Origin of the sequence: Chryseobacterium potabilaquae (assembly GCF_902728265.1) — a bacterium.
Lineage (GTDB): Bacteria > Bacteroidota > Bacteroidia > Flavobacteriales > Weeksellaceae > Chryseobacterium > Chryseobacterium potabilaquae.
In genome coordinates this window covers 263,640-288,933 of record NZ_CACVBR010000001.1, presented here as the reverse complement: position 1 = coordinate 288,933, position 25,294 = coordinate 263,640, and the positions used below count along the sequence as shown (strand labels likewise).

18 protein-coding genes are annotated in these 25,294 nt (G+C 34.6%); 14 read left to right on the top strand and 4 right to left on the bottom strand.

Features of this window, described 5'->3' with window-relative positions; all coding sequences use genetic code 11:
- Positions 1-658 precede the first annotated feature (658 nt).
- From CHRY9293_RS01055 to CHRY9293_RS01040, 4 genes are all read left to right on the top strand, one after another.
- Positions 659-2,545, top strand: coding sequence for an FISUMP domain-containing protein (locus tag CHRY9293_RS01055; protein ID WP_162031207.1), 1,887 nt, complete (start codon positions 659-661; stop codon positions 2,543-2,545).
- A gap of 330 nt (positions 2,546-2,875) precedes the next feature.
- Positions 2,876-3,754 carry an IS982 family transposase gene (locus CHRY9293_RS01050; protein ID WP_162031206.1) on the top strand — a complete coding sequence of 293 codons (879 nt, stop codon included), beginning with the start codon at positions 2,876-2,878 and terminating at the stop codon, positions 3,752-3,754.
- A 628-nt stretch (positions 3,755-4,382) separates the two neighbouring features.
- The gene (locus tag CHRY9293_RS01045) at positions 4,383-10,268 is read left to right on the top strand and encodes an immunoglobulin domain-containing protein (RefSeq protein WP_162031205.1); all 5,886 of its coding nucleotides are present in this window, start codon (positions 4,383-4,385) and stop codon (positions 10,266-10,268) included.
- Between the two features lie 64 nt (positions 10,269-10,332).
- Positions 10,333-10,851 (top strand): hypothetical protein, encoded by a 519-nt coding sequence (locus tag CHRY9293_RS01040; protein ID WP_162031204.1) that lies wholly within the window; start codon positions 10,333-10,335, stop codon positions 10,849-10,851.
- 96 nt (positions 10,852-10,947) lie between these two features.
- Here the strand turns inward: CHRY9293_RS01040 and CHRY9293_RS01035 are convergent, their stop codons facing one another.
- The 4 genes from CHRY9293_RS01035 to CHRY9293_RS01020 all read right to left on the bottom strand — a co-directional run bounded on the left by CHRY9293_RS01035 (position 10,948) and on the right by CHRY9293_RS01020 (position 16,310).
- Complete coding sequence (locus CHRY9293_RS01035; RefSeq protein WP_162031203.1) at positions 10,948-12,012, bottom strand: nucleotidyltransferase domain-containing protein; 1,065 nt, start codon at positions 12,010-12,012, stop codon at positions 10,948-10,950.
- 75 nt (positions 12,013-12,087) lie between these two features.
- Positions 12,088-12,837, bottom strand: coding sequence for a nucleotidyltransferase domain-containing protein (locus tag CHRY9293_RS01030; RefSeq protein WP_162031202.1), 750 nt, complete (start codon positions 12,835-12,837; stop codon positions 12,088-12,090).
- A gap of 100 nt (positions 12,838-12,937) precedes the next feature.
- The gene (locus tag CHRY9293_RS01025) at positions 12,938-14,695 is read right to left on the bottom strand and encodes a hypothetical protein (protein WP_162031201.1); all 1,758 of its coding nucleotides are present in this window, start codon (positions 14,693-14,695) and stop codon (positions 12,938-12,940) included.
- Between the two features lie 232 nt (positions 14,696-14,927).
- On the bottom strand, positions 14,928-16,310 hold the full coding sequence (locus CHRY9293_RS01020) for an RtcB family protein (RefSeq protein ID WP_162031200.1): 1,383 nt from the start codon (positions 16,308-16,310) through the stop codon (positions 14,928-14,930).
- A 98-nt stretch (positions 16,311-16,408) separates the two neighbouring features.
- On the opposite strand from CHRY9293_RS01020, the gene CHRY9293_RS01015 reads away from it, so the two are divergent.
- The 10 genes from CHRY9293_RS01015 (at position 16,409) to CHRY9293_RS00975 (ending at position 25,248) form a co-directional block, all read left to right on the top strand.
- Positions 16,409-16,741 carry a HopJ type III effector protein gene (locus tag CHRY9293_RS01015; protein ID WP_162031199.1) on the top strand — a complete coding sequence of 111 codons (333 nt, stop codon included), beginning with the start codon at positions 16,409-16,411 and terminating at the stop codon, positions 16,739-16,741.
- Between the two features lie 84 nt (positions 16,742-16,825).
- Positions 16,826-17,845 carry a helix-turn-helix transcriptional regulator gene (locus CHRY9293_RS01010; RefSeq protein WP_162031198.1) on the top strand — a complete coding sequence of 340 codons (1,020 nt, stop codon included), beginning with the start codon at positions 16,826-16,828 and terminating at the stop codon, positions 17,843-17,845.
- Between the two features lie 105 nt (positions 17,846-17,950).
- Positions 17,951-18,082 (top strand): hypothetical protein, encoded by a 132-nt coding sequence (locus CHRY9293_RS18850; protein ID WP_262686896.1) that lies wholly within the window; start codon positions 17,951-17,953, stop codon positions 18,080-18,082.
- 201 nt (positions 18,083-18,283) lie between these two features.
- Positions 18,284-18,847 (top strand): hypothetical protein, encoded by a 564-nt coding sequence (locus CHRY9293_RS01005; protein WP_162031197.1) that lies wholly within the window; start codon positions 18,284-18,286, stop codon positions 18,845-18,847.
- Positions 18,848-18,960: 113 nt separating this feature from the next.
- Positions 18,961-20,016, top strand: a complete 1,056-nt coding sequence (locus tag CHRY9293_RS01000; RefSeq protein WP_162031196.1) for a glucokinase — start codon at positions 18,961-18,963, stop codon at positions 20,014-20,016.
- Positions 20,017-20,162: 146 nt separating this feature from the next.
- Positions 20,163-20,729, top strand: coding sequence for a YceI family protein (locus tag CHRY9293_RS00995; protein WP_162031195.1), 567 nt, complete (start codon positions 20,163-20,165; stop codon positions 20,727-20,729).
- A gap of 77 nt (positions 20,730-20,806) precedes the next feature.
- Complete coding sequence (locus CHRY9293_RS00990; protein ID WP_162031194.1) at positions 20,807-21,433, top strand: YceI family protein; 627 nt, start codon at positions 20,807-20,809, stop codon at positions 21,431-21,433.
- A gap of 70 nt (positions 21,434-21,503) precedes the next feature.
- The gene (locus CHRY9293_RS00985; RefSeq protein ID WP_162031193.1) at positions 21,504-22,145 is read left to right on the top strand and encodes an alpha/beta hydrolase; all 642 of its coding nucleotides are present in this window, start codon (positions 21,504-21,506) and stop codon (positions 22,143-22,145) included.
- Positions 22,146-22,247: 102 nt separating this feature from the next.
- Positions 22,248-23,591, top strand: a complete 1,344-nt coding sequence (locus CHRY9293_RS00980) for an ammonium transporter (RefSeq protein ID WP_122547837.1) — start codon at positions 22,248-22,250, stop codon at positions 23,589-23,591.
- A gap of 238 nt (positions 23,592-23,829) precedes the next feature.
- On the top strand, positions 23,830-25,248 hold the full coding sequence (locus tag CHRY9293_RS00975; protein WP_162031191.1) for an L-serine ammonia-lyase: 1,419 nt from the start codon (positions 23,830-23,832) through the stop codon (positions 25,246-25,248).
- The last annotated feature ends 46 nt before the right edge of the window (positions 25,249-25,294 follow it).

The window sequence follows — 25,294 nt, the reverse complement described above, 5'->3', positions numbered from 1 at the left end:
TAGTGATGTAAACCTTTCTCTGGTTTTGTCTTATCATTATAGATTTCATCTTGTTTTAGTCGTTTTTGTTTTTCTACTCATTACATTCTTTGACTCATTGAGTAAATAAAGGAACTTTCTTTTTTTATTTAAATTCAAAAACGGAGAGCTTTTTTCAGTAAGATTTTACTATAAGTGAAATAAATATACTTGATATAAAGATCTATTTCTTAACCTTTTCATGAAAGGAATAATACCATGATTTCAATTTTAGTATTTCTCATTGTATGCTTTATATGTAATCAAGCTTATAATAGACTTAATAGTTAAATATAGATTGAAAAGTAATTAAAAAACTATACGATCGAAGAGTAGTCAAGGCTGTATTATAGATAAATTTGTGAAAAATTAATATTATCATTGGAAAAGCTAATTATATCTAAATATTCTTGTGGTTGTTCTGTTTAAACTTATTGTACTGTAAATAAGTTCTGAAAAAATGGAGAATTAATATTGCTATAACACCTAAACTTTTTGAATAATTAAGAAAAATAAATTTATAAGAATAAAACTAAGTTATTTGAATTTCACTATGTCGTTTCAAAGGAGATAAAAATTTAAACAGGTTTTATGATGTAAAATTCTTTTATGATAAAATTTAAATAAACATTTTAGAAATATGATAAGAACAAATTTATTACCTTTTTTGCTCTTCGGAGCATTTACTTATGGTCAAGTAGGGATTAATACGTCCAATCCTCATGCTACTCTTGATGTCAAAGCAAAGAATACAGATGGGAGTAGTTCAGAAGGGATTATCGTTCCGAAATTGACTGGGGATGCTTTGTTTTCGGCTATAGCTGCTAATAAGTATGGTGCCGATCAGGATGGCGCTGTTGTCTATATAACTGAGGCTGCTGCTGTGGCTAATCAGACGGGGCAAACAGTGCTTGTAAATGATTATGGGTTCTATTATTTTAATGGGAGTCAAAATCAATGGATGAAGTTGGGAAGTGGAAGTACTATTTATAGAACAGATGGTACTTTAACAGGCCCTCGTCATATGACTATGGATGGCAATAATTTAGGTTTTACCGGAGGAAGGATTGGTATGGGGACGGCTTCTCCTGATCCATCTGCACTTTTGGATTTAACCAGTACTGGAGATGGTTTTTTACCCCCAAGAATGACCAAGGCACAGATGGAGGCAATCTTTCATCCCGCTACGGGCTTAATGATTTATTGTACTGATTGCTTTGGAGATTTAGGTTGCATTATGGTCAATGATTCGAAAGACCCTTTAGTTACTAATTGGGGTTCTATGTGTACAACAAATGTTCCAACGGGTCATGTGGATGATCTTCAGTGTGCAAGTGCAGTGACTTCAGGTGGAGTTCATTCCGGAATGGCAGCCAGTGGAGTGACGACTACGATACCTTATACAGGAGGAAACGGAGGAACTTATTTCTCAGGTACTTTTAATTCTACCGGGGTTACAGGGTTAACGGCTAATGTAGATGGAGGTAGCTTATCTCAAGGCAATGGTAATTTATTATTTACTATTACGGGTACTCCTTCTGCAGTAGGAACAGCGAGTTTTGCTATAACGATCGCTGGCAAATCTTGTAGTTTTACGGTAGACGTGGATAACTTTACAGCAAGTGTAGCTTCTTTGACTTGTAGTAGTGCTGTATTTGCACCGAATTCCATGATCCAGGGAGAGGTTTATACAGGAACTCTTACAGTTCCTTATACAGGAGGTAATGGGGATTCTTATTCTCAAATGTCTTTTACACAAAATGGATTAACATTTACTCTTCCTGCCGGTACATTGGCTACAGGCGCGGGAAATCTAGTATATAATGTCACGGGTACTCCTACGAACGCTGTTACAATGAATTTGCCGATTAGTTTCGGTTCACAATCGTGTAATGTGAGTAAACTAGTTTCTCCTTCTGGTAGTGGGGTTGGAACTACAATGTGTATGGGGAATGGTACTAAGGTATGGGCTAGTCATAATTTAGGAGCCGATACGAGCTTGGATCCTCATGTACCTGTTAAAGAGATTTCTGGAAACTTTTACCAATGGGGAAGGCTTGATGTAGTTGCCACTCCAGATAGCCCTGCCGGAGCGATCAGTGGATGGAATACTATATCTGCTTCTGATGGAGCTTGGAATTCTGGTACAGAAGATGTACCTGTTAAAACGGCTATAGATCCATGTCCTTCCGGCTTCCGTTTACCTACACGAAAAGAATGGGTGGCGTTTGCAAATAATACCACCAGCAATACAATAGGATCATTTAACGGCCTTTATACCAGCTTTGATTCCGCTCGCCAATTCATTTGTGCAGCTAATGGTAATAAACTGACTCTTCCTGTTCCGGGGTATCGTACCTACAGTGCGGGTGCTACATATGCCCATAATACCAACGGATACTATTGGAGCTCAACAGAGAATGCCGCTGGTTACGCTTATGGTATATTTTTCAATAATAGTAATATGAACCCGGCGCTCGTGGAAAGACGTACCGTAGGATGTTCTGTACGATGTATAGCAGAATAATTCTATTGATTTTACTATTTCGTTTCCTAACTATAAATTAGTTAAATAAATCCTGGCGGCTTTCCGTCAGGATTTTATTGTAAGAAAGAATATTCTTCTCTTGCATTATAGCATGTATTGTTGAGTAAAAAATGAGAGGCTTTTCGAGTATGTAGTTGCCCTTGGTGAAATAAATGCCCTTGAGATATAGATCTCCATGTATTAAAAGGGTAATATTTTTCACTATATGTTTTTATTATATATAAACCCGTTGTGCATTATGATAAAAACAAATAAAGTTGTTCATTTGATTGATAATCAGTAAATTGTTTTTACCACAAAACATTTACAATGAACAACTTGAGAGCAAATTACGAAAGAATTTTGGAAGTTTTAAGAAAAATATCAAATGATAGACTTGTAGCTTATCAACGTCGAACTCCGAAATTGAGTGATTTAGAATTAATCAGTTTAAGCCTAACAGCTGAATATATGGGAATTGATAGTGAAAATCATTTATTCAGAATTTTACCGGAGTTCTTTATCGGCAAGATCGAAAGAACAGTCTATAATCGTAGAAGAAGAAAATTAATGAACTTTACAAACACCATAAGATTACAATTATCCGAAGTATTTAATGAGTTTGAAAATTATTTCATTGTCGATAGCATGCCTTTAGAAGTGTTTAAAATATCAAGAAGTACTCGCTCTAAAGTCTGTAAAGAAGCAGAATTTAGTTTTCCGGATAGAGGATTTTGTGCTTCGCAAAAAATGTCTTTTTATGGATATAAATTACATGCAGTATGTTCTGTAAAAGGAGTTTTTCAAAGTATAGAGCTTAGTGCAGCTTCTGTACATGATATTCATTATTTGAAAGATATACAACATCAAATGTCTAATTGTATTTTGATTGGAGACAAGGGATATTTGTCTGAAAGTGTACAACTTAATTTATTTGAAACTGCCAATATTAGGCTTGATACTCCCAAGAGGAAGAATCAAAAATACTATAAACCTCAATTTTATGTATTCAAAAAGAAAAGAAAAAGGATTGAAACGTTATTCTCTCAACTATGCGATCAATTTATGATCAGAAGAAATTATGCAAAAACATTTTCCGGTTTTAAAACCAGAATACTATCAAAAATCACTTCTTTAAAGGTTATACAATACATTAATAAAGTCATTTTTGATAGAAATATTAATAATATTAAAGTTAGTATTATTTAAAATGCACAACGGGTTATATATAAGTAATTTACAATAGGATTGCTAGTTAAATATTGATTTAAAAGTAATTAAAAAACTACGTTGTCATCTGTTAGCCTATCCTATTTTATGGATAAATTTGTGAAAAATAAATATAATTGTTTAAAAAATTAATTTAATTACATGTAGTTGTAGTAAATAATTTTTTTTAATTTTTTATTGAACTAATACCTTAACCCAATTATAAATTATACACATGAATGGAATTAAATTTACTACTAAGATTAGAAATTCAGATCATACCCTTTCTATCTTTAAAAATTAATATACTTAATTAAGATATAATTTTGATCGTTCTACTTTCAAAACTAAAAAAAGAATATTCTTAACTTGGAAAGAAATGATCTCTTATTTAGTATTGATTGATATATGTAAGAAATGTTCTCAATGGTTTAATAAATTAATCCTTAATCCTTATTGTTTTTTCTGTAAAATGCTTTCTAATGATTGTTTAAATAGTACAAGTTGGGAAAGCTCCTTTATTTGTAAATAAGCTTATCCTTTGCTGTTTATTATTCTTCCTTATATTAATTTTATATAAGGGAAGATGCCTAGTGAAAAAAACTAACGAATCTAAAACATTTTAAATATGATGAATCTAAAACTTAGATTTCTTTTTAGTATAGTTGTAAGTATTTTATTATTCTCCTCTGTAAAGCTTCAGAGTATTGTATTAGAAAAGCTGAATTATACTAGTGAAATATTAAAAGAATACCTTTATCCCGGTTCCCTGAACACAAAAGAAGGTCCTCCTATAGCTGATCCCTATGATTTCGGAGATGCTCCTGAAAGCTATGATATGGATAAGGATGGTACTAACAATCCTACCAACTTTAAACCTGCCAGAAATTTACCTAATGCCCAATTGTTTTTAGGAACGAGTTACAATCTTGAATTAGCTCCTCACTCTGTATCTCCGGGGGCAGATAATAATGGGAGTAATGGGGATGGAGTTACCGATGATGGACTTACTCCATCACAACTTAATATAAGAAGTGGGGTTATTAATAGTTTTCCTGTTGCTGTAAGCAACACGACAGGTTCTAGTGTAACCTTATATGCTTGGATAGATTTCAATAATAATGGAAGATTTGAATCAGGAGAGATAACCACAGCGAATGTTCCTAATAATGCTACGACAGCTACCTTAAGCTTTTCTTTAGCAAAGATTAATTCAATTCCTGCTACAGTTTCCAAGGTATATATGAGATTAAGGCTAATTTTACCAACTGCCGGAGTTAGTATATCAGATTTAACTGGAGGAGCTAACGGAGCTGTGGTAGATGAAAGGGCAATTGCTGATGGATTAAGTACAGGAGACTATGGAGCAGTAGCGTTTGCAGGAGAAGTTGAAGATTATCAATTAACGGTTACCAAAGATTATGGAGATGTTCCTGCCAGTTACGAAAATGGTGATCCTGCTTCTCATACGAATGATGCGATAGCTCCTTTACTCAGTATGGGAAATACAGTCGATTTTGAACTGGCTCCGCATTCTGTAGCAACAGATGCGGATAATAATGGTTTGAATGGAGACGGAGCTGATGAAGATGGGCTTGCCACCATACCTACTATTGTCAGTGGCGCACCTTTTAGTATTTCCATGCCTGTAAATACTACGGTTTCCGGGACTAAATATTTATATGGCTGGATTGATGTGAATGGAGATGGTATTTTTAGTGGAAATGAAGCAGCAACCGTTTCGAAAATTATTAATGCAAGTGATGTGTTAATTCTGAATTGGGAGTCGAATAATACTACAGCCTCTCCAGCTGTTCTTGCTGCAGGCAAGACTTACGCAAGGTTTAGAGTTTCTGATGTATCACTTACCAATTCTAACAGCAACGGTACTCTGATTGATACCCGAAGTTATGGATTAAGTACAGGAGTTGGAGAAGTGGAGGATTATCAGTTTTTGGTAGATAATTATTATGATTATGGAGATGCTCCTGCCACGTATGGTATGGATAAAGATGGGATTAATAATCCTGTTAACTTTAAGCCGGCGAGAAATCTTCCTACCCCTGCCATCCATTTAGGACAAGACTATAATTATGAATATGCTCCTCATGTAACCAATCCTGGTGACGATAACAATGGGACTAATGGGGATGGGATTACCGATGATGGGCTTACAATGGAACAACTTCATATAAGGACCGGAGTTAATAATGATTTTTCTATTGCTTTAAGAAATACTACTGGTTCTGGAGCGGCTTTATATGGTTGGATTGATTTCAATAATAATGGTAGGTTTGAAGCGGGAGAAGAAAGCCAAGTTGGTATTCCTAATAATGCTACGACAGCTACCCTCGGCTTTTCTGCGGCACAGATCAATTCAATTCCAGCGAATGTTTCCAAAGTATACATGAGATTAAGATTAGTTTTACCAGGTCCCGGAGTAACTATCGCAGATTTTACCAGTGGAACTAATTCTGCAGTGGTGGATGAAAGGGCTATTGCTGACGGATTGAGTACCGGAGCATATGGAACGGTAGTGTCTCTGGGAGAAGTTGAAGATTATCAATTGACTATTACCAAAGATTATGGAGATGTTCCTTCCAGTTATGAAAATGGAAATCCTGCATCTCAAACAAATGATGCGGTAGCCCCTGTTTTAAGTATTGGTGAAACGATAGATTTTGAACTGGCTCCTAATTCTGTGGTAGCAGATGCAGATAATAATGGAACAAATGGAGACGGATTGGATGAAGATGGTGTTATGACTCCTCAAACCATTACCAATGGAACCCCTTTTAGTATCTCTCTACCGATTAAGACAACTGTTTTTAGTACTAAATATTTATATGGCTGGATCGACTTTAACGGTGATGGTATTTTTAATGGTAATGAAGCAGCAACCGCTTCCACCGCAATTTCGGCCACTGGAAATTTTATTTTAAATTGGCCTACCACTTCTTTTTCACCTTCCGTTCTCACCGCGGGGAAAGTATATGTAAGATTCAGACTTTCTGATACATCGATAAATAATACCAATAGTGGAAATACGGCCCTGATTGATACCAGAAGTTATGGATTAGGTTTAGGAAGTGGAGAGATTGAAGACTATCAGTTTTTAGTAGATGATAAATATGATTATGGAGATGCACCTGAAAGTTTTGATATGGATAAAGACGGAACGAATAATCCTTTAAACTTTAAACCTGCAAGACAGGCACCTTCTCCGGTATTAAAATTAGGAAGTACCATAGATACAGAGACTACAGCCCATTCTGTTTTACCGGGAGCTGATAATAACGGGTCTAATGGTGATGGATTGGATGAAGATGGAATCAGTAGTGTAAGTCCTGTATATAGAAATAACATCTATTATGCAAAAGTATCAGTCCTTAATGCCACAGGTAATACTAAGACACTATATGGCTGGATAGATTTTAATAATAATGGTAGATTTGAGAGTTCTGAAATGGTTAACATTTCAGTGCCTAGTTCAGCGAGTACACAACAAATCACTTTATCTTGGAGTGCAGCTAATACCAATACGATACCTATAGGAGTAAACAATATCTATATGCGTCTTCGTATATCCGATTCGACTCTTGCTGATCTTACTTCGGGAGCGAATGCGACAGTCGTTGACGAAAGAGCCATTGCGGATGGCCTGAATACCGGAGCTTATGCTGCAGCTTTCGGAGGAGAGATAGAGGACTATCTACTTCCGGTACTTGCCAATAGCTATGATTTTGGAGATAATCCGGATAGCTATGATACAAGTGTTAATAATATTGTAGCTCCTGCACGTCATCTTCCAAGCCCGGCGTTGTATTTGGGTAGCAATTATACGGATGCTGAATCTGCTAAACTCACCACTGCAAATGCAACAGGAGATGATAACGATGCTACAGATGATGAAGATTCTGTTAATCCATTTTCTATAGAATCAGGTTCAGGATATGATTTGGATGTTACTGTAAATAATACATCAGGAGCGTCTCATACCTTATATGGTTGGATCGATTTCAATAATAATGGTCGCTTTGAAAGTACAGAAATGGCATCTGCAAGTGTTCCTAATAATACAAATAATGGAGTAGTAACCCTTGTATGGGCTCCTGCCAATACCGTCATTACGGGTAATCCGAGTGAACTTCAACTAAGACTTCGTATTTCTGGTGCTGCTTTGGCTGATGGTACGAGTGGAGTCAATGGAGCATTAGTGGATGAAAGAGCTCTTGCTGACGGATTAAGTACGGGTGAATATGGTACTACTCCGGTAATCAATATTGGGGAAGTAGAAGATCATACTATTGTGGTAACTACTGATATGGACTATGGTGATGTTCCTGTATCTTATGAACAACCTAATGGCATCTTCCTACCGGCGCGTCAGGCCTTATCTAATACAATATATATAGGAGGAGTTCCGGATTTAGAGCCGGATGCACAAAGTGTAGCAGCGGGTGCTGATAATAATGGACTCAATGGAGACGGAGCAGATGAAGATGGAATAACCCCGGCTAATTATACAATAGGAGTAGGTGAAAGTTTTACTCTACCTGTTAATGTTACCAATACATCAGGAGCTGCTCATACACTATATGGCTGGATTGATTTTAATAATAATGGTGTATTTGACACCGCAGAATTAGCTTCGGTTAATGTTCCTAATGGAACGTTGAATGGAAGTGTAAACTTGGTTTGGACGGTTGCTCAAGTAGGAGTTATAACTTCTTCCGGCAACCGATATCTAAGGTTAAGATTTTCGGATGGGAATCTTACAGACCTATCATCTACTACCTATGATGAAAGAGCATATGCAGATGGAATTAATACAGGGGAGTATAATACGGTTCCACAAAATGGTGAGATTGAAGACTATAGAATGAATGTGGTTTGTAAAACATGGAAAGAATTTAACAGTACGGGAGGAACTAATGATACCGACGGTTTGAGAATACAAATGACGGCTGCAGGGAATATTCAGATTTATAGAAGAGGAGCTTATCAAATCTATAACAGTGCATTATCAAGTACAGCGGGACCTTATGCTATTCCAGGAACTCAGCATGGATTATGTCTTTCCATAGGGGGTACGTATTATAATACGGGATCATTGTCAGCTAACGGAATGGCCGATGGGGGGCGTTTAACGGTAGTATCCAATACTTGTCCGGATGATGTGGGTTTACCCGGAGGAGTACAAAAGAATGTGATTGTCCTTAAAGCTACTAAAAATGGGATGGATTATTTCCTTACGGTAACGTATACCTATACCTATCCTCAATGGTCTATGAATGTAGATTATAAGGTAGATATTCCTACAGGAAATACCGAAATAGTAAGACTAGCCCAAGGATGGGATACTTATCTAGCCGGTGGAGATGCAGGTCCTGGATTTATCCGAGGAACAGCTCCTGATTATACAATGGGAGTTATAAAGCCGGAATCTTATGAAGCATTCCGATACCGTTCAGGAGTAGCTTGGTCAGGATGGTATTCCGGATCATATGGTGATCTTAGTAATGATCTTGGAATTGATAATACGTTCCGTCAATTTATTGACAATAACCCGAATATAGACAACGGAATTGGTATTTCTATCAATTTTGGAACGACGCCCGGTACATATTCGAGTAATAATGATATTGCATTTAAATGTGATGCTCCCAATACACCACCTGTGTTAACTTCGTATGATATTGTTACCTGTACAAGTCCTTTTGATTTGACAGCCTTACATACTAATTCCATGCCTGCGGATGTTATATTAAGATGGTATGATATGTCAACGGGTAATCTGATTACTGATCCTACCAATATAACAGCGAGCGGAACCTATGAAGCAGAATATTATGATACGGTTAATTTCTGTACTTCACCAAGAGCTACGTTAACATTGAGTTTCAGCAATGCAAATATTACTGCGTTTACTCCGGTTACACAAAGTTTATGCTTAACTGATACCCCTACAGCAATCAGTGTGACGACTTCGAATCCATTAGATACATTCCAATGGTATAGCAATACAACGAATTCTAATACAGGAGGAACTCTTATACCTAGTGAAACGTCTTCTACCTATACGCCACCACTTACAGTAGGAACGCTTTACTATTATGTGGAAGTAACAGCAAGTGGAGTAGGTTGTGTTACCAAATCTCAAGTAGCTACGGTTACTGTAGATGGTTCATGTGGAGTATGTTATAAACCTGCTACTACAACGGGAGTTACCCTAAATACCATGCATGGTATTACCTCCTTGAATCGTGCTTCTAGTAATAGTGGTGAATGGCCTGGAGTTCGTAAAGGAGCCTGGACAGCTTTAGAGGCGAAAACGAAAGGTTTTGTAATTAATAGATTTGCTACAACAGCTTCTGTGGAAGCCATTGCCAATCCTGTTGAAGGGATGATGGTATTTGATGAAGAAGCAGACTGTTTGAAAATATATACGACTACAGATAATGGCACTACGTTTGGATGGAGCTGTTTCTCTACCCAAGCATGTCCTGATTAATCTACTTATCTAGGGTTTAACTAAATAAGCCCTAGATATTTTAAACATTTAATTATAACTACGTATGAAAAGAATATCTTTTTTAATGTTTGTACTTGTCGGAGTTTTGCTTAAATCCCAAGTTATTATTGGTGGGACGGTATTAAGTTCACCCTCTGTTTCATTAGAGTTTGGTAGTGGAGATAAGGGAATAATACTTCCTTGGGTCACTTCTACGTCAGCCGTAACAGGAGCTGTTAGTGGAACGATGGTATATGATATTACTGATAAGAAAGTAAAATATAAAAAATCAGCTTCTTGGGTTGATTTAAGCATCGATACCAGTGGAGTAGTAGATACTTCCTTACAAGATTCTCAGGCGGAGGAAAGTGGAGCCAGAGTAGCGATTGGTGCTACAGCGGGTACTGAGACAACTCCCGGTATTTTAGTCCTTTCCGATAATAATAAAGCGATGGTATTACCTAAGGTAGCAAGTCCTCACTTGAATATTATCAATCCCAGTGCAGGAATGATGGCCTATGATACAGTTTCCCATCAGTTAGCTGTGTTTAATGGGACAGTATGGTCTTTTTGGAAACCCTGAATTCTAGAAATAGTTTTATCAAATTTAAGATGTAAATCGAATCCGGAGAACCTTATGGTCTCCGGATTTTTTTGACTCAATGTTGGAGGATAAGCTTTATTTTTCTGATATTCCATATAAGCTTTCTCTCATTTCTACTAAAATTTTTGTTGTTTTTTCCGAATTAGGATAATCAGGAAGAGTAGAAATTGAATGATAATATTCAATGGATTGTATAAGATCTTCGGCTTTTTTTATGACGTTTTCGTAGGACCAGTTTCCGGCTTTTATATCTAATAATTCCTTTCGATTTTCTACCCGAATGTGCAATGAATTTGTTTTAAATATCTGCTCACAAGACTGTAAAAGACGAATGGTATGCATCATATTCTTGCTGTCATAATTTTGACCGTGATTTTGATTCACGTTGTAACGGTCTTCATTTCGTTCCAAAACCCACTTCCAATATTCACGATAATCTTTACAGTAAGTCGAGTAAGCATCGAGATTACAAAACAGATAGGCCACAGATGTTTCTTCTTTCGGAACCGACGAAACAGAAACCTGATTCGCTTCTTCATGCTGAATAATTCCTCTATAATGCAAATCGCCTGAATCATTATAAAAAAGAGCAAATATTCCTTTCGTGTTATCAATGCTTACCAGTCCACATTTTTCCTGAACCTTGCCATTTTTCGAAAGCCACTTTTTTAATGGAACAGAGCCTTGGTCCTGTAAAACATAACAAAAATCAAGGATAGACTTCTTTTCTTTATCCATCGGGTTCAGGATTTTTTTATTGAGCCCTTTAGCTTTTTTGATTTGTGAAATAGCATACCCAGCAAACGTATCTTTGCATAATTTGGAAAGAAAATCTTCAGGCTTCAACAAATCCATTAACGGATTCTTATATAAAATACAATCTTCCGGACTGGCTAAAACTTCCAGAATATTGGGATTGTTTTTCTGTAATAATTCTACAAACCTTCCAATCTCATAATACGTAATATCATTCGTTTCATTAGAAATTTGGGGAATATAGTTGAGTCCAAAAAAAATTTCTTTCGGTAAATAATATATTCCCCGAATATCTGTATCAGAGTTTTCAGTTGCAAGCCCGAAGGAGCGACTTCCCGAGATGGCTTTGAGGAGGAGGCGGTTTTTTAAGGTTGGTATAGTCATCAACAATTAAAAGTGTTTAATAATGAAATTTAATAAATATCTTTGCTTTTTCCCAAAAAGGAATATAGATTAAGATTAATCCATCACTATCTCCCTAAAAACCCTTTCCATCTCACATTTATCAGCCTTTCCACCCTTCAAACCGTTAGCTCTTTCCTCATTATCCCATATCATTTTCTCTAAAAATCCAAAAAGTTCCCAGTCATTAGTATGATAATAGGATTCACCTTTGGTGGCTTTTAAAGCGATTAAATTTTCTATTTTAGTTTTAGTAAAATCATCCACTAAAACCAACAATTCACTGAATAAAACCGGAGGTACAGTTCCTTTTTCTAATATCCATTTTCCTGTTAAAGCAGTTCTAAGACAATAAAAATAACTTTTCAGTTTTACTTCTTCATGTCGGCAGGCTTCGAGATATTTTTTACTCATACTCAGATAATGGTAAGAGACGGCGATCGGAGAGAAGCATATATCTGCCAATGGTTTAAAAGCCTCATAAAATTTTTCATTTTTGACATATATTATATGAGAATAAAACCAACTTAGTAAAGCAGCATTAGATTTTAATAAAAGGTGAAAAGTCTTTCTTATATCCCATCCTGAACCATCCAAATCATCTTCCGTCATAAATTCTATCGTTTCATCCTTATCCCAAGGGGAAAGATACCAATCTTTTTCATGTCGATATATGAATCGTATGTCATAATCGCTATCAGGAGATGCAAAACCCCAAGCTCTGCTTCCCGATTCTACAGCCAGAAGTACTTCTATACCTTTTGTGGTCTCCACTTCTTTCAACTTTTCTATTATTTTTGATGTCATTGTTTTCAATTTATAATACAAAATTAAAACCCCACTACGTAATCCTTTTGCGTAGTGGAGTTTTATTCACTTTCAATAGCTTAAAAAGCTATATGTTTTCCTATTTATTCTTGAAAACTTTCGTAAAGCTATCTTTTTCTAAGGTTTCCAATGAGAAATCAAAATCAGATTTTTCTTTTTCAGAAATGAGAATAGCACCCAATTCTTTTACCAAATGATTAAAGGAAATAGGTTCATACCATTGTTGATAAAGGGCTTTGGTTGCCATAATCGACACTTCAGAGCTTCCGGAAACATGAGAATGACCCGCTCCAAAATTTAAAAGTACAAAACATTGTCTTCCTCCTTTTGGTAAAAGCATTCCTAAAATGGTTTGTTTTTGAATAGAATGACATTGTATTGCAGCAAAGAGTTTATTAGGATTCATCATATATTGATAGGAAATATCATCTCCATTCCCAATGATAATTTTATAACCACAGTTCTTATCACCATAATATACATTATTCATGATAAGAGTAGGGGTATTCATATCTGTGTTGGCATACAGATATTCTACTGCACCATGAGGAGCATACGTCATATCTCCTGAGTACATCAACTGTCCCTGATCAAGATTATAGGCCGCATTCCAACCAATTTTTCCCGCAATATTCAGCCCTGAAATATCAAGATCCTGAGCTCCCCAAGCATCTTTCCAATATATACCTATGGCTAATCTTTCTCCATAAAAACGAGTCCTCGTCGGAATATTTCCTACAAACATTTTTTCGGAAGTAGGTAATCCGAATTCAACATCTTTAGGAAAATAAAATGTTTTGCCGGAGAGATTATATTTGTTTTTTAGATAATTCAAAATAAATTCATAATTGAATTCATTGACATCCCGAACCGTTCCTTTAGTAACCCAAGATTTCCCATTACGAATTCTATATACAAAACTGTCTTGGCCATACATTCTTGAATAACAAGCCGATAAAGCTTTACATAAAGCATAGGGAGTTGCATTCTCTAACCAGTGTAAGTCATTGTTTTCCAATAAAGTGTGGGTGACATTGTTTAATGGATTTGAAAGCAATGGCTTATGATAAGTTTTAGACAGTTTAGAAATTTTATTAATGATTCTAGGCGATTTATTTTTATAAGCTAAGAATAAAGGCTTAAACCTATTAAAGATTTCTGCTAGTTTTTCTAATCCAAATTTTTCAAATAAATCATTTACGTGAAACTGACTTTCCTTAATACTATTAATAAGCTCATCATTTTTAATGAGAAGGCTGGTTCCGGTTGTCTTATAAATTATATAACGTAAAAATTCAACAGGGTTTTCAGGATATACCTGAAGTAAATCAGCAATTTTTACAATAGCTTCTTTATTTCTAATATTTTCTATTCCCGTAAAAGTATATTCTAATTCCTGAGTTAAAATAAAGATCAGATCTTCAATAGTCTTTTCTTGCAAAGCAATTCCTGATTGAAGCAAAGAAAGACACTTCTCTTTCATTTCTTCTTGGGTATAGGCTCTAATTACTTTGTAAGTTAACTTTAAATCCGGAACTTGTAAAACTTCATGGGGAATATACATTTCATCTTGAAAATTACGACCATAAGTTGATATGTAATGGGCAATTTGCTCAATCAATAAATCAGTTCTAGTACTATCTTTGATTTTTTGCCAAGATTTGTGAAAGGTTGTATTAATATCATTTCCATTCAGTTTTTCTTGAGAATAATAATCAATAATTTCTTTTTTTGCCCAAACTGCATGAGGCTCTATGATAAAACCTTGCTCTGAAATGAAAGGTTTTTCCTGAGATTCCTTAGCCAAAACGGCATTAAATAGTGCAAGTGTTTTCATCGTTTTTAAATAAGTGAGGAGTAAAGTGTTGGACAAACGGGATATAGGAACTCCTTTTACCTATAATTTTTAAAATAAGGGAGTACATATGCTTCAATAGAACTCCCTTTGCTATAGTAAAAAAGGCGGAAAGTAACGTAGTGAACAATATAGGAACTTTCTTTGCCTTAATTTTTTTAATCGATGGAAATAGTATTGTTAAATATACCTATTTTTCCTCTCTTGTTTTACATTATGCTTTTCTGAATTTTTTCTTTTTCTTCCACGGCGCATTTTTTTGAATATCTCCAGCCATAATACATCCATAAGGCATTACTTCATCCATTACTTCACAAAGTCCATATTCTTCAATTTGAGCTCTTACATTATTAGCACTTTTATAAGCAGTTGGAAGTTCAGAAATATCAATTTCATTAGAAAAGAAACGGATATCAAGACCTTGTGTTTCTTCCGCGAAAACTTCTTCAATAGTTTTATGGGCTAATGATTTTTTATGTTGGGTTCTGCTAAAGTTTCTCCCTGCTCCATGGGGTGCAAACCCCAAGTTTCTTTCATTGGTTACTCCTTGAACAATCAAAACAGGTTCTGACATATTCAATGGAATCAATCTTGGTCCTGTAATATCCGGCATGAATTTATCGTCCAAGGGAGTTGCGCCTTTAGCATGGTAGAACAAATCACCGTCTTTGAAAACGAAGTTGTGTTCGTTCCAATATCGATCTTCTTTTTCTATTTCAAGAGCGTTTAAAACAGCATCGTGGATAGAAGTATGATTTTCTTTCGTCCAATTTCTAATCAATTGGAGAGCTTCCCAATAGGATTGCCCTTCTTCAGTTTCATAAGGGATCCAAGCATTTTCTTTCAATGTTTCCGGCGATATTTCTTCTCGGAAACGGTTGGCTACTTTCATCCCTTTATCATACAAGGCAGCACCAGGTGCTCTTGATCCGTGATGAGTCACTAGCATCGTATTTCCTGTATTTTTTGAAGTTCCGACAAAAAGAAAGTGATTTCCATCTCCTTGAGTTCCCATATGAGAACGAGCAATACTAATCAACTTTTCATCATTTAAAAACATATTTTCTCTGAAAGAGTCCATTAATTCTTGTGACATAGGCATTTGTTCTCCTCTAGGCCTCCCTCCATACCCAAAGTGTGTAATAGAATGAGCCGTATCTAAAACTGTTTTAGGCTCAATTTTTCCAAAATCAGTCAACATTACCGAACAGCAGATATCTGCACTATGAAACCCTGGGTGAATCGCATTTTTGGCAACCACAACTCCTCCTACAGGAATATGACCTTCAGGACCGGTAGGACAAGCATCCGGCATAATGGCACCGGCCACTAAAGTAGGCGTTTTCATTAAAACGTTCATTGTTTTAATCACTTTTTCCACATTGTCATTTTCACTTTCATGCTCAGCTCGGATATTGATGATAAAATCCTTTGGAGCTTCATGAAGGGAGATCGGTTCCGGTTGTCTAAATTGTTCTAAATAGGCTTTAATCTGGTTTTCGTCCAAATTATTTTCATTAATATATTGAATAGCTTCCTTAAACCATTTAGCAGGTCTATATCCAAGCTCAATTAAGTTATTTCCATTATATTCCATTTTTATTATCATTTTGATAGGGCAAAGTAAGATATTAAGTGTGCAATGTTTTTGCGTAGATAAATTTATTTTAATTATTTTTGATAAAATTTAAAACAATGATATTAGAATTACTGGAGAAGTCTCCCGAAACTATTGATTTCAAATATGTTATTGCATACATTGATGAAAATTACGATTTTATGCCTACGCAATTTAAAAATGGTAATATCGTGAATGAGGAGAATCAAAATAATGGTTCATGCAAAGTTTTTAGTTTCGCAAAACTGAACAATTTATCTAAGGAAAATGCTCTTGCTCTTTTTGGAGAATTTTATAGAGAGGATGTATTGAAAAACCCTGAAGGTACGGATCATCAAAATATCAGAAATTTTATGCAATTTGGATGGGATGGAATTGTATTTGAAGGGGAGGCTTTAATAAAGAAATAAAATAGGGTAAACCTGAATAATTGAAAATTTTTCGGGAGTAAAAAATGACCTTACGATTGAGTTCATATCAACACAATAACAACGATGTCATCTAACAAAAATGCACTTATTCGCTATAAGACATTGGATAAGTGCCTAAAAAGTAAATATCGGAAATATACTCTCGAGGACCTGATTGATGAGTGCTCTGAAGCTTTGTTTGAATATGAAGGCAAAGAATCCTACGTAAGTAAGCGAACAGTTCAACTTGATCTTCAGAATATGCGTAGTGAAAAATTTGGATATGAAGCCCCAATAGAAGTGTACGAAAGAAAGTATTACAGATATAGTAATCCCGATTACAGCATTCATAATATTTCCGTCAATGAGAATGATCTTAAAGCAATGAACAATGCTATCCAGATTTTAAAGCAATTTAAAGACTTTTCGATGTTTCGAGACATGAATGGGGTTATTCAGAAATTGGAAGATTCTATTCATTCGAGTAGCAACAAGTCTATTATACATTTGGATAAAAATGAACGATTAAAAGGGTTGGAATATATTGATATTCTATATGGGAGCATTATAAATAAGAAGGTTTTACGTATTGTTTATAAGAGTTTTACAGCGAGAGATTTCAATAATTTTGTAGTTCATCCTCAGTTGTTGAAAGAGTTTAATAACCGGTGGTTTTTGATATGTCTATATAAAGGCAGTATGTATAATCTTGCTTTAGATAGAATAGAAACAATAGAGATAGAAGAAACAATAGAATACATAGATCAAGATCTTGATGGAGATGAATATTTTAAAGATATTGTTGGAGTAACGGTGTCCAATAACGTAAAACCCAGAAATATCATTTTTTTTGTAGATTCTTCCAATGCACCCTATGTAAAAACTAAACCTTTGCATAAAAGTCAAGAAATTGTATCTGAAGCAAAAGAGGGAACTATATTTAAAATTTGTGTTCAAATCAATTATGAATTGGAAAGACTTTTATTAGGTTTTGGAGATAGTCTTGTAGTACATACGCCAAAAAGGTTAAGATTGAAAATGCAAGAAAAATTTAATGCTGGAAGTCTGAATTATAAAAACTTAATCATTTCAGAGAATGAGTAAGTCGTTTTATGGAGGTTTCTAACCTATGAAATATCCTTAGGTTCATTCTATTCCATGTGATATTGGCTTGGAAATTGTATTGATAGTATTATAAAATTAAATAATATGAAATCACGAATATTAAAAGCAGTAATAGCTATTGTAGCGCCTTTAGTAGTTGAATTTATCCTTAAGAAGGTATTACAGAAAATAGATAAAAAAGAAGAAGGGAAAAAGCAACTTTCCGCTTCCACATAAAAGTAGATAAGATTTAAAATTATGAAAAGAAGCTGCGAAAGTAGCTTCTTTTTTTATTCAAACATGTATTTAATTTTTATGAAATTTAAATATCTGATATGTAGATTTTTATGCATGGAATAAGTGTTAAACCCTATTTATAAAGGTTTATTGGCACGATTTTTACATCCATCTGTTTAGTAAAATTTAAAAAACAGAGTTATGAAAATGGTAAAACAAGTGGTTTTGCTAAGCGCCATGTTGATGGCCGGTGTATTAAGTGCACAGCATTCTAAGATGAATAATATGATTAAGGTGGGAGCAAATCTAGGATTAGCAGTTCCTGCAGACAATCTTGCAGCAGCAGCTGGAGTAGATGTCGCTTACCAAAACCTTATTACTCCAGGATTTGGGTTAGGGGTTGCCACAGGATATACTCATTATTTTGGTCAAGACAATAGCGGATATAGAAATAATGATGTAGGAGTGATTCCTGTAGCCGCTTTAGTGAGAATCTATCCAAAACAAACAGGTTTTTATTTTGGTACCGATATAGGGTATGGATTTTTGGTAGGTAATGATAAGGTTGCATCCAATGTGACGGTTGATAGACCAGATGGAGGATTCTATCTTAAACCAGAAATTGGATACCACAACAGAGATTGGAATTTCTTTGTACAATACCAAAAAGTTTTTGTAGGAGACAAAGGAGATCTACCAAATCAGAACTATAATGTGGGTAATATTGGAGTAGGATTTTCCTACAACATTCCATTAGGGAAGTAGTTAGATTTATTATAAACAATTATTAACCAAACCTTTTCAATTTTTCGAAAAGGTTTTTTCATTCCCAGTAGAATTTAAGAAAACTATTATTATATTTGATAAAATTTGTGATTATGATTTTGAATCCAAAATTTCCACTTTACTTACCGGGTGTGGATAACGGTAATAATGATAATGTTACTATTATTGCGGCAAATCTGCGTGATGATATTACTACGCTAGGATATTATACTTCTGGTAATGAAGAGCTCAAAGTAAAGCTGAAAGTTGATTATGCTACGAAAGAGCATTCTTCATTTTCTGAGATTCTAAAGAAATATATTCAGGAAAATCAATTAGAAAATGTAAAGCGCTTAGGAATAGCCGTTCCAGGGCCTGTTATTGATGGGAGATGTCATTCCCAAAGATTGGGTTGGACTCTAGACGTAAGAGATTTTGTGAGAGACTTCGGATTTGAAAAAGTAGAGATGCTTAATGATCTTGAATCTTTTGCATATGGTATGGGACTTCTCAAAGATGAAGATTTAGAACCGATTTATACAAGTGGTCATCTTGAAAAAGGGAATGTAGCTATTTTAGCTCCTGGGAATGGATTAGGAGAGGCAGGGTATTTTTTTGATGGACAATATCTGAGACCGTTTGCAACAGAAGGAGGACATTCAGAATTTTCTCCAAGGACAAACGTAGAAGTAGAGTTTTATCAGTACTTAAATAATATCTATGGAATCGTAAGTTGGGAAAATGTACTTACAAAAAATGGGTTGTACAATATTTATAGATTTTTAAGAGATGTAAAAAGACATCCTGAACCGGAATGGTTAAGTGAACGTTTTTCAAATGGAGCTAATTTCGTTCAAGAACTCTATAGAGCAGCTGTGGAAGATGAGGTAATGATCTGTAAAATTACGTTGGATACCTTTATTGAATTTTTAGCCAGAGAAGCCAATAACCTGACTCTAAAACTTAAAGCAACCGGAGGATTATTGATCTCAGGAGATATTTCATTGATACTAAAAGATTATATCAATAAAGATCAATTCTACGAAAAATATAAAATAAGTGATAAAATGGAAGAGATGCTAAGGAATATTCCTATTTATTTGGTGAAACAAAATCACTATACGGGATTGGATGGAGCAGCACTCTATACTGCTTATTATCAAAACTAAAATAAAAGCTCCGAAGAAATTCGGAGCTTTTATTTTATAAAATTATTCGTTAAAATAAGTATTTTTATTGATATAGATCAATGAAATGTATTAAAATAGATAACTACATTTGCAATATTAAATAAACAGTAAATAACTTTATTCAAATGAAAAAAATATTTTTATTGGCAGTTGTAGTAAGCGGTTTAGCTTTTGGGCAAACAAAAAATGTAACCACTTCGGATGTTCACTGGTGGGGATACAAAGTGGCCAAATCTGAAGCGAGCTCTCATGATGGAACTATAAAAGTGAAGTCAGGGCAAATGACAATGAAAGGGAATCAATTAGTTGGAGGGACTTTCGTATTAGATATGACTTCAATTAATGCGACTGATCTTTCTGGAGAATATCAGCAAAAGCTTAATGGACATCTTAAAAATGGGGACTTTTTTGAAGTTGAAAAATTTCCGACAGCGACTTTCAAAATAACAAGTGTAAAGAAAAATAATGATAAAGTTTATAACTCTTTAATCACTGGGAATTTAACAGTTAAAGGGAAAACAAATAGCATTTCTTTCCCAGCTACCGTTTCTCATGATAAAGGAGTGATAAGTTTGGTGTCAAATAAATTTTCTTTCGACAGGCAAAAATTTGATGTAGCCTATAAATCTACAATGAAAGATGTTTTTGTAAAAGATGATATTGACATGCTTGTAAAAGTGACCGCCAAATAATTTATTCAAAAAAAATTGCTAAAAGTGTAGAGTTTCTACACTTTTTTTTATTTTTGTTAAATTGTAAATAAAAAAGAATGAAAAGATCACTATTGTTTGTTATGATGTGCCTAAGCATATCATTTGTTTTTGCTCAAAAGAAAGGAGATAAGATAGTAAAAGTCACTTCATCAGAAATTAGATGGTGGGGATATAAAGTAGTGAAAACGGAAGCATCTTCCCAATCCGGAACCGTAAAATTGAAGAGCGGAAAATTTAATTTTGATAAAACGGTATTAGTAGACGGAGAATTTGTGATTGATATGAAAAGCCTTATGGCAGGAGATGTATCGGACGAAGATCAGGTAAAGCTAACCAATGATCTTAAAAGTACAAACTTTTTTGAAGTTAAGAAATTTCCTGTTGCTAAGTTTCATTTGACGAAAATCATTCCTTTGGCGAACAGTGAGTATAATTCTACTGTATATGGTGATGTAACGATTAAAGGAGTTCGAAAAACCATTACGTTCCCGGCTAATGTTTATATTACCCAATTTACAGTTATTATTGAGTCTGCGAAATTTTCCTTGAATAGAAGGGATTTTAAAGTATTTTATCAATCTTCATTAAAGGATTATTTTATTAAAAATGAAATGGATATTCAGTTCAAGATTTCCACGGCGAAATTGGATAATGAAAACCGAGTACCTGCAAAGAAAAAATAATGCATATATTTTTATTAGTAAATTGAGCGGAAGATTTTTTAGTAGTCTTCCGTTTTTTTATTTTAGCCATATGAAAATTTATATTGTAAGCGGATTAGGAGCAGATTTTAAAGTGCTGGAAAAACTTAAGTTTCCGGGACAACATGAAGTCGTTTTTATAGATTGGCTTATCCCCAGGAGAAATGAAAGTTTCGCAAAATACATAGAGCGAATGGCAGATAAAGTGGATACTTCTGAGCCTTTTTTTCTTTTGGGATATTCTTTTGGAGGGATTATTGTCCAGGAAATTAATAAAATAAAACCTGCAGTAAAAGTGATCATAATAGGAAGTATAAAGTCGGATAAAGAGAAGTCTCGTTTAATTAAAATAGGTAAAGTGACAAAAATTCCTAAAGCACTTCCTACGGGTTTCTTTAATGAAAGAACGACTCATATATATACTTTCGTAAGGAAAATTTTTGATCCTAAAAACCCCAGATTACTTCAATATTTTAGGGTAAGAGATCCTTATTATCTGAAATGGTCTATAGAACGAATTTCCGAATGGGAATTTGATGAAAATCCTGAAGTCATTCAAATATTAGGAGATAGAGATATCGTATTTCCTATTAGAAATTCAAAGCCTGATTATATTATAAAAGGAGGAACACATCTTTTTCCTGCCACCAAACATAAAGAGCTTTCGATTATTTTAAATGACATCTTAAAATAGGAAATATTTAATTTTTATTTAAAATTTAAGGGGTATTATTTGTTTATTTATATTTTTTGTGTAAATTTATTCATGTTTTTAAAGGGTTAAATATAAAATTATATGACAGTAGGTTTAAAATGGATCGCTGCATTTGCTATCATCGCACTTATTGCAATCGGTGGATTATTTTGGAGTCCCATTACTGATTTTCCTAATACAGGAGAATTTCTAACCGAAGATCATATTGTAGGAGCTGACGTAGCCTGGATATTAGCTGCAGCGGGACTTGTTCTTCTGATGACCCCCGGATTATCTTTTTTTTATGGAGGAATGGTAGGAAAGAAGAATGTTATTTCAACTATGTTACAAAGTTTTATAGCCTTAGGAGTGATTTCAATTTTATGGGTAGTCATTGGGTTTTCTTTGTCCTTTGGTGATTCGTTAGGATTTACAATGAATGGTGAGCATTACGGAATTATTGGAAATCCTTTAAGTTACCCTTTTTTTAGCCGTGTTGGGGTTTTGCCTCATAAAATGATGGCTTCTACGATACCTTTTATTTTATTTGCATTATTTCAAATGAAATTTGCTGTCATTACTCCTGCTCTTATTACAGGATCTTTTGCAGAGCGGGTACGATTCATTTCTTACCTTTTATTTATGGTCCTTTTTAGTCTTTGTATTTATACTCCTCTTTGTCATATGGTTTGGCATCACGATGGACTTTTAAATAAATATTTTGGAATTAAAGATTTTGCAGGAGGAACGGTAGTACATATGAGTGCCGGATTTGCAGCCTTGGCAGGAGCTTTAGTGCTAGGAAATAGAAAAAATCCACATCATGATCCTTCTAATATTCCCTATGTTCTTTTAGGAACAGGAATGTTGTGGTTTGGTTGGTTTGGATTTAACGCAGGATCTGCTTTAAGTGCTAGTGCGACGGCAGCTTCGGCTTTTGGAACAACGACTATTGCTTCGGCTTCCGCGATGATAACGTGGATCTTTTTTGATAGGATTAATAGAAGAAAAATTTCAGCTTTAGGAGCATGTATTGGTGCTGTAGTGGGCTTAGTGGCTATTACTCCGGGATGTGGTTTTGTTTCTGTCGCAGAAAGTCTTTTTATTGGCTTTATTTCAGCAATTGTGTCCAATGTAATGGTTAATTGGAAAGCTCTTAAAAGAATCGATGATACTTTAGATGTATTTGCTTGTCATGGCGTAGGAGGGATTATGGGAATGATTTTAACTGCTATTTTTGCTCATGGAGAAAATGCAAGTTTACTTCATGGAGGAATTGAGGTATTTGCACACCATATGGCTGCCTTGGTTTTTGTTTCGTGTTTTGCCTTTTTTGGATCATTACTATTGTATAAAATTACGGATCGTATTATTACTTTAAGAGTTTCGGAGGAATCAGAGGAAATGGGTCTCGATATTTCTCAGCACGAAGAAAGTATTTGTTAAATTAAAAGTGTTCATATAGTTTATAGTAAATGGTCGGGAAAGAATTTTCTGGCCATTTTTGTTTTTAGAATTAATTTTAGAGGGTGTAGAATTTAGTATTGATCAATTATATATTTAATTCTACTATATTAGTTTAAAGTTTATTTTTATTTCGTATAAATTTGCTTTCTAAGCTTACAAGAAATAGGGGCTTATTAGATTTATCCTGTATCTTTGCTATCAGAAAAGAGATGTATATATGGAGTCAATATCAGTTTTTGAGATCATAAAAGTAGGAATAGGTCCTTCAAGCTCTCATACAATGGGACCTTGGAATGCGGCTACTTCTTTCATTAATTTGATTAAAAGAGAGAAAGCAATTACTGAAGTAAAAGAAGTTTTTTTAGAATTTTTTGGCTCCTTAGCTAAAACAGGAATTGGGCATGGTACTGATATTGCTGGAATGTTAGGGCTTAATGGTGAAGATTTTAAAACGATTGATACCACCAAAATTGATGAGAAAGTTGAGAATATTAAAAATAGTCAGATTCTAAAGCTGGCAGGAGAAAAGGAAATTCCCTTTATATATGGTCATCATCTTATCTTGAATATGCAAAAGTCTTTGGATTTTCATCCTAATGGAATGATTTTCAAGGCTATTTTTAATGATGGATCTGAACTCGTTCAGGATTATTACTCTGTAGGGGGTGGGTTTATTGCAACACAAGAAAAGAATTCTATTGAGAAAGATTGTGTCAGGACTTTGTATCCTTGTCATCATGGAGCCGATATTTTTAAATATTGTGATAAGCTAGGATTTACAAGGTTTTCCGATTTGATTTTTGTCAATGAAGAAAGTTGGCGATCCCAAGAAGAGACCAGAAAAGAAGCGCTTTATATTTGGAAGCAGATAAAAGAATGTATTTATAAGGGGGTGAATAAAGAGGGAATTCTTCCGGGAGGATTGAATGTATCTCGACGAGCAGCGGGAATCAATAGAAAATTATTAGGAGAAAAAATTTATAAAAATAAAGAAGAATGGTTTCAGCTTGTGGTAGACGCTGAAGAAAATTTCACCAATATTAATAAATGGATATCCTGTTTTGCATTAGCTGTGAATGAAGAAAATGCAAGCTTTGGAAGAATTATAACAGCACCTACCAATGGAGCAAGCGGGGTAATTCCGGCAGTTTTAATGTACTCTCAGGCATTTACTCCTTTTATTTCGGAAGATGATATTGTAAGATTTATATTGGTAGCAGGTGAAATAGGAACTTTATTCAAGAAAAATGCAACCATTTCTGCCGCGATGGGAGGATGTCAGGCTGAAATTGGAGTTTCTTCAGCAATGGCTGCCGCGGGTTTAACGGAAATTCTTGGAGGTAGTGTGGGACAGGTACTTATGGCCGCTGAGATTGCAATGGAACATCACTTAGGCTTAACATGTGATCCTATTAAAGGGTTAGTGCAAATTCCTTGTATTGAAAGAAATACAATGGGAGCTATAAAAGCGATTACAGCAGCAAATATTGCGCTTGAAAGTGATCCTATAAAAGCGAGAGTTTCTTTAGATGAGGTTATTCAGACGATGTGGGAAACAGCTCAATCTATGAGTGATAGATTTAAGGAGACTTCAGAAGGCGGATTGGCTATTGCTGTCAATGTTCCTGAATGTTAAAAGCCCAAATAAAAAATATATAAAGAGACTGTTTTATTTAAGAAAC

Coding starts and splice junctions, on each gene's coding strand:
- CHRY9293_RS01055 (WP_162031207.1), top strand. CDS start 659: ATGATAAGAACAAATTTATTACCTTTTTTGCTCTTCGGAGCATTTACT.
- CHRY9293_RS01050 (WP_162031206.1), top strand. CDS start 2,876: ATGAACAACTTGAGAGCAAATTACGAAAGAATTTTGGAAGTTTTAAGA.
- CHRY9293_RS01045 (WP_162031205.1), top strand. CDS start 4,383: ATGATGAATCTAAAACTTAGATTTCTTTTTAGTATAGTTGTAAGTATT.
- CHRY9293_RS01040 (WP_162031204.1), top strand. CDS start 10,333: ATGAAAAGAATATCTTTTTTAATGTTTGTACTTGTCGGAGTTTTGCTT.
- CHRY9293_RS01035 (WP_162031203.1), bottom strand. CDS start 12,012: ATGACTATACCAACCTTAAAAAACCGCCTCCTCCTCAAAGCCATCTCG.
- CHRY9293_RS01030 (WP_162031202.1), bottom strand. CDS start 12,837: ATGACATCAAAAATAATAGAAAAGTTGAAAGAAGTGGAGACCACAAAA.
- CHRY9293_RS01025 (WP_162031201.1), bottom strand. CDS start 14,695: ATGAAAACACTTGCACTATTTAATGCCGTTTTGGCTAAGGAATCTCAG.
- CHRY9293_RS01020 (WP_162031200.1), bottom strand. CDS start 16,310: ATGGAATATAATGGAAATAACTTAATTGAGCTTGGATATAGACCTGCT.
- CHRY9293_RS01015 (WP_162031199.1), top strand. CDS start 16,409: ATGATATTAGAATTACTGGAGAAGTCTCCCGAAACTATTGATTTCAAA.
- CHRY9293_RS01010 (WP_162031198.1), top strand. CDS start 16,826: ATGTCATCTAACAAAAATGCACTTATTCGCTATAAGACATTGGATAAG.
- CHRY9293_RS18850 (WP_262686896.1), top strand. CDS start 17,951: ATGAAATCACGAATATTAAAAGCAGTAATAGCTATTGTAGCGCCTTTA.
- CHRY9293_RS01005 (WP_162031197.1), top strand. CDS start 18,284: ATGAAAATGGTAAAACAAGTGGTTTTGCTAAGCGCCATGTTGATGGCC.
- CHRY9293_RS01000 (WP_162031196.1), top strand. CDS start 18,961: ATGATTTTGAATCCAAAATTTCCACTTTACTTACCGGGTGTGGATAAC.
- CHRY9293_RS00995 (WP_162031195.1), top strand. CDS start 20,163: ATGAAAAAAATATTTTTATTGGCAGTTGTAGTAAGCGGTTTAGCTTTT.
- CHRY9293_RS00990 (WP_162031194.1), top strand. CDS start 20,807: ATGAAAAGATCACTATTGTTTGTTATGATGTGCCTAAGCATATCATTT.
- CHRY9293_RS00985 (WP_162031193.1), top strand. CDS start 21,504: ATGAAAATTTATATTGTAAGCGGATTAGGAGCAGATTTTAAAGTGCTG.
- CHRY9293_RS00980 (WP_122547837.1), top strand. CDS start 22,248: ATGACAGTAGGTTTAAAATGGATCGCTGCATTTGCTATCATCGCACTT.
- CHRY9293_RS00975 (WP_162031191.1), top strand. CDS start 23,830: ATGGAGTCAATATCAGTTTTTGAGATCATAAAAGTAGGAATAGGTCCT.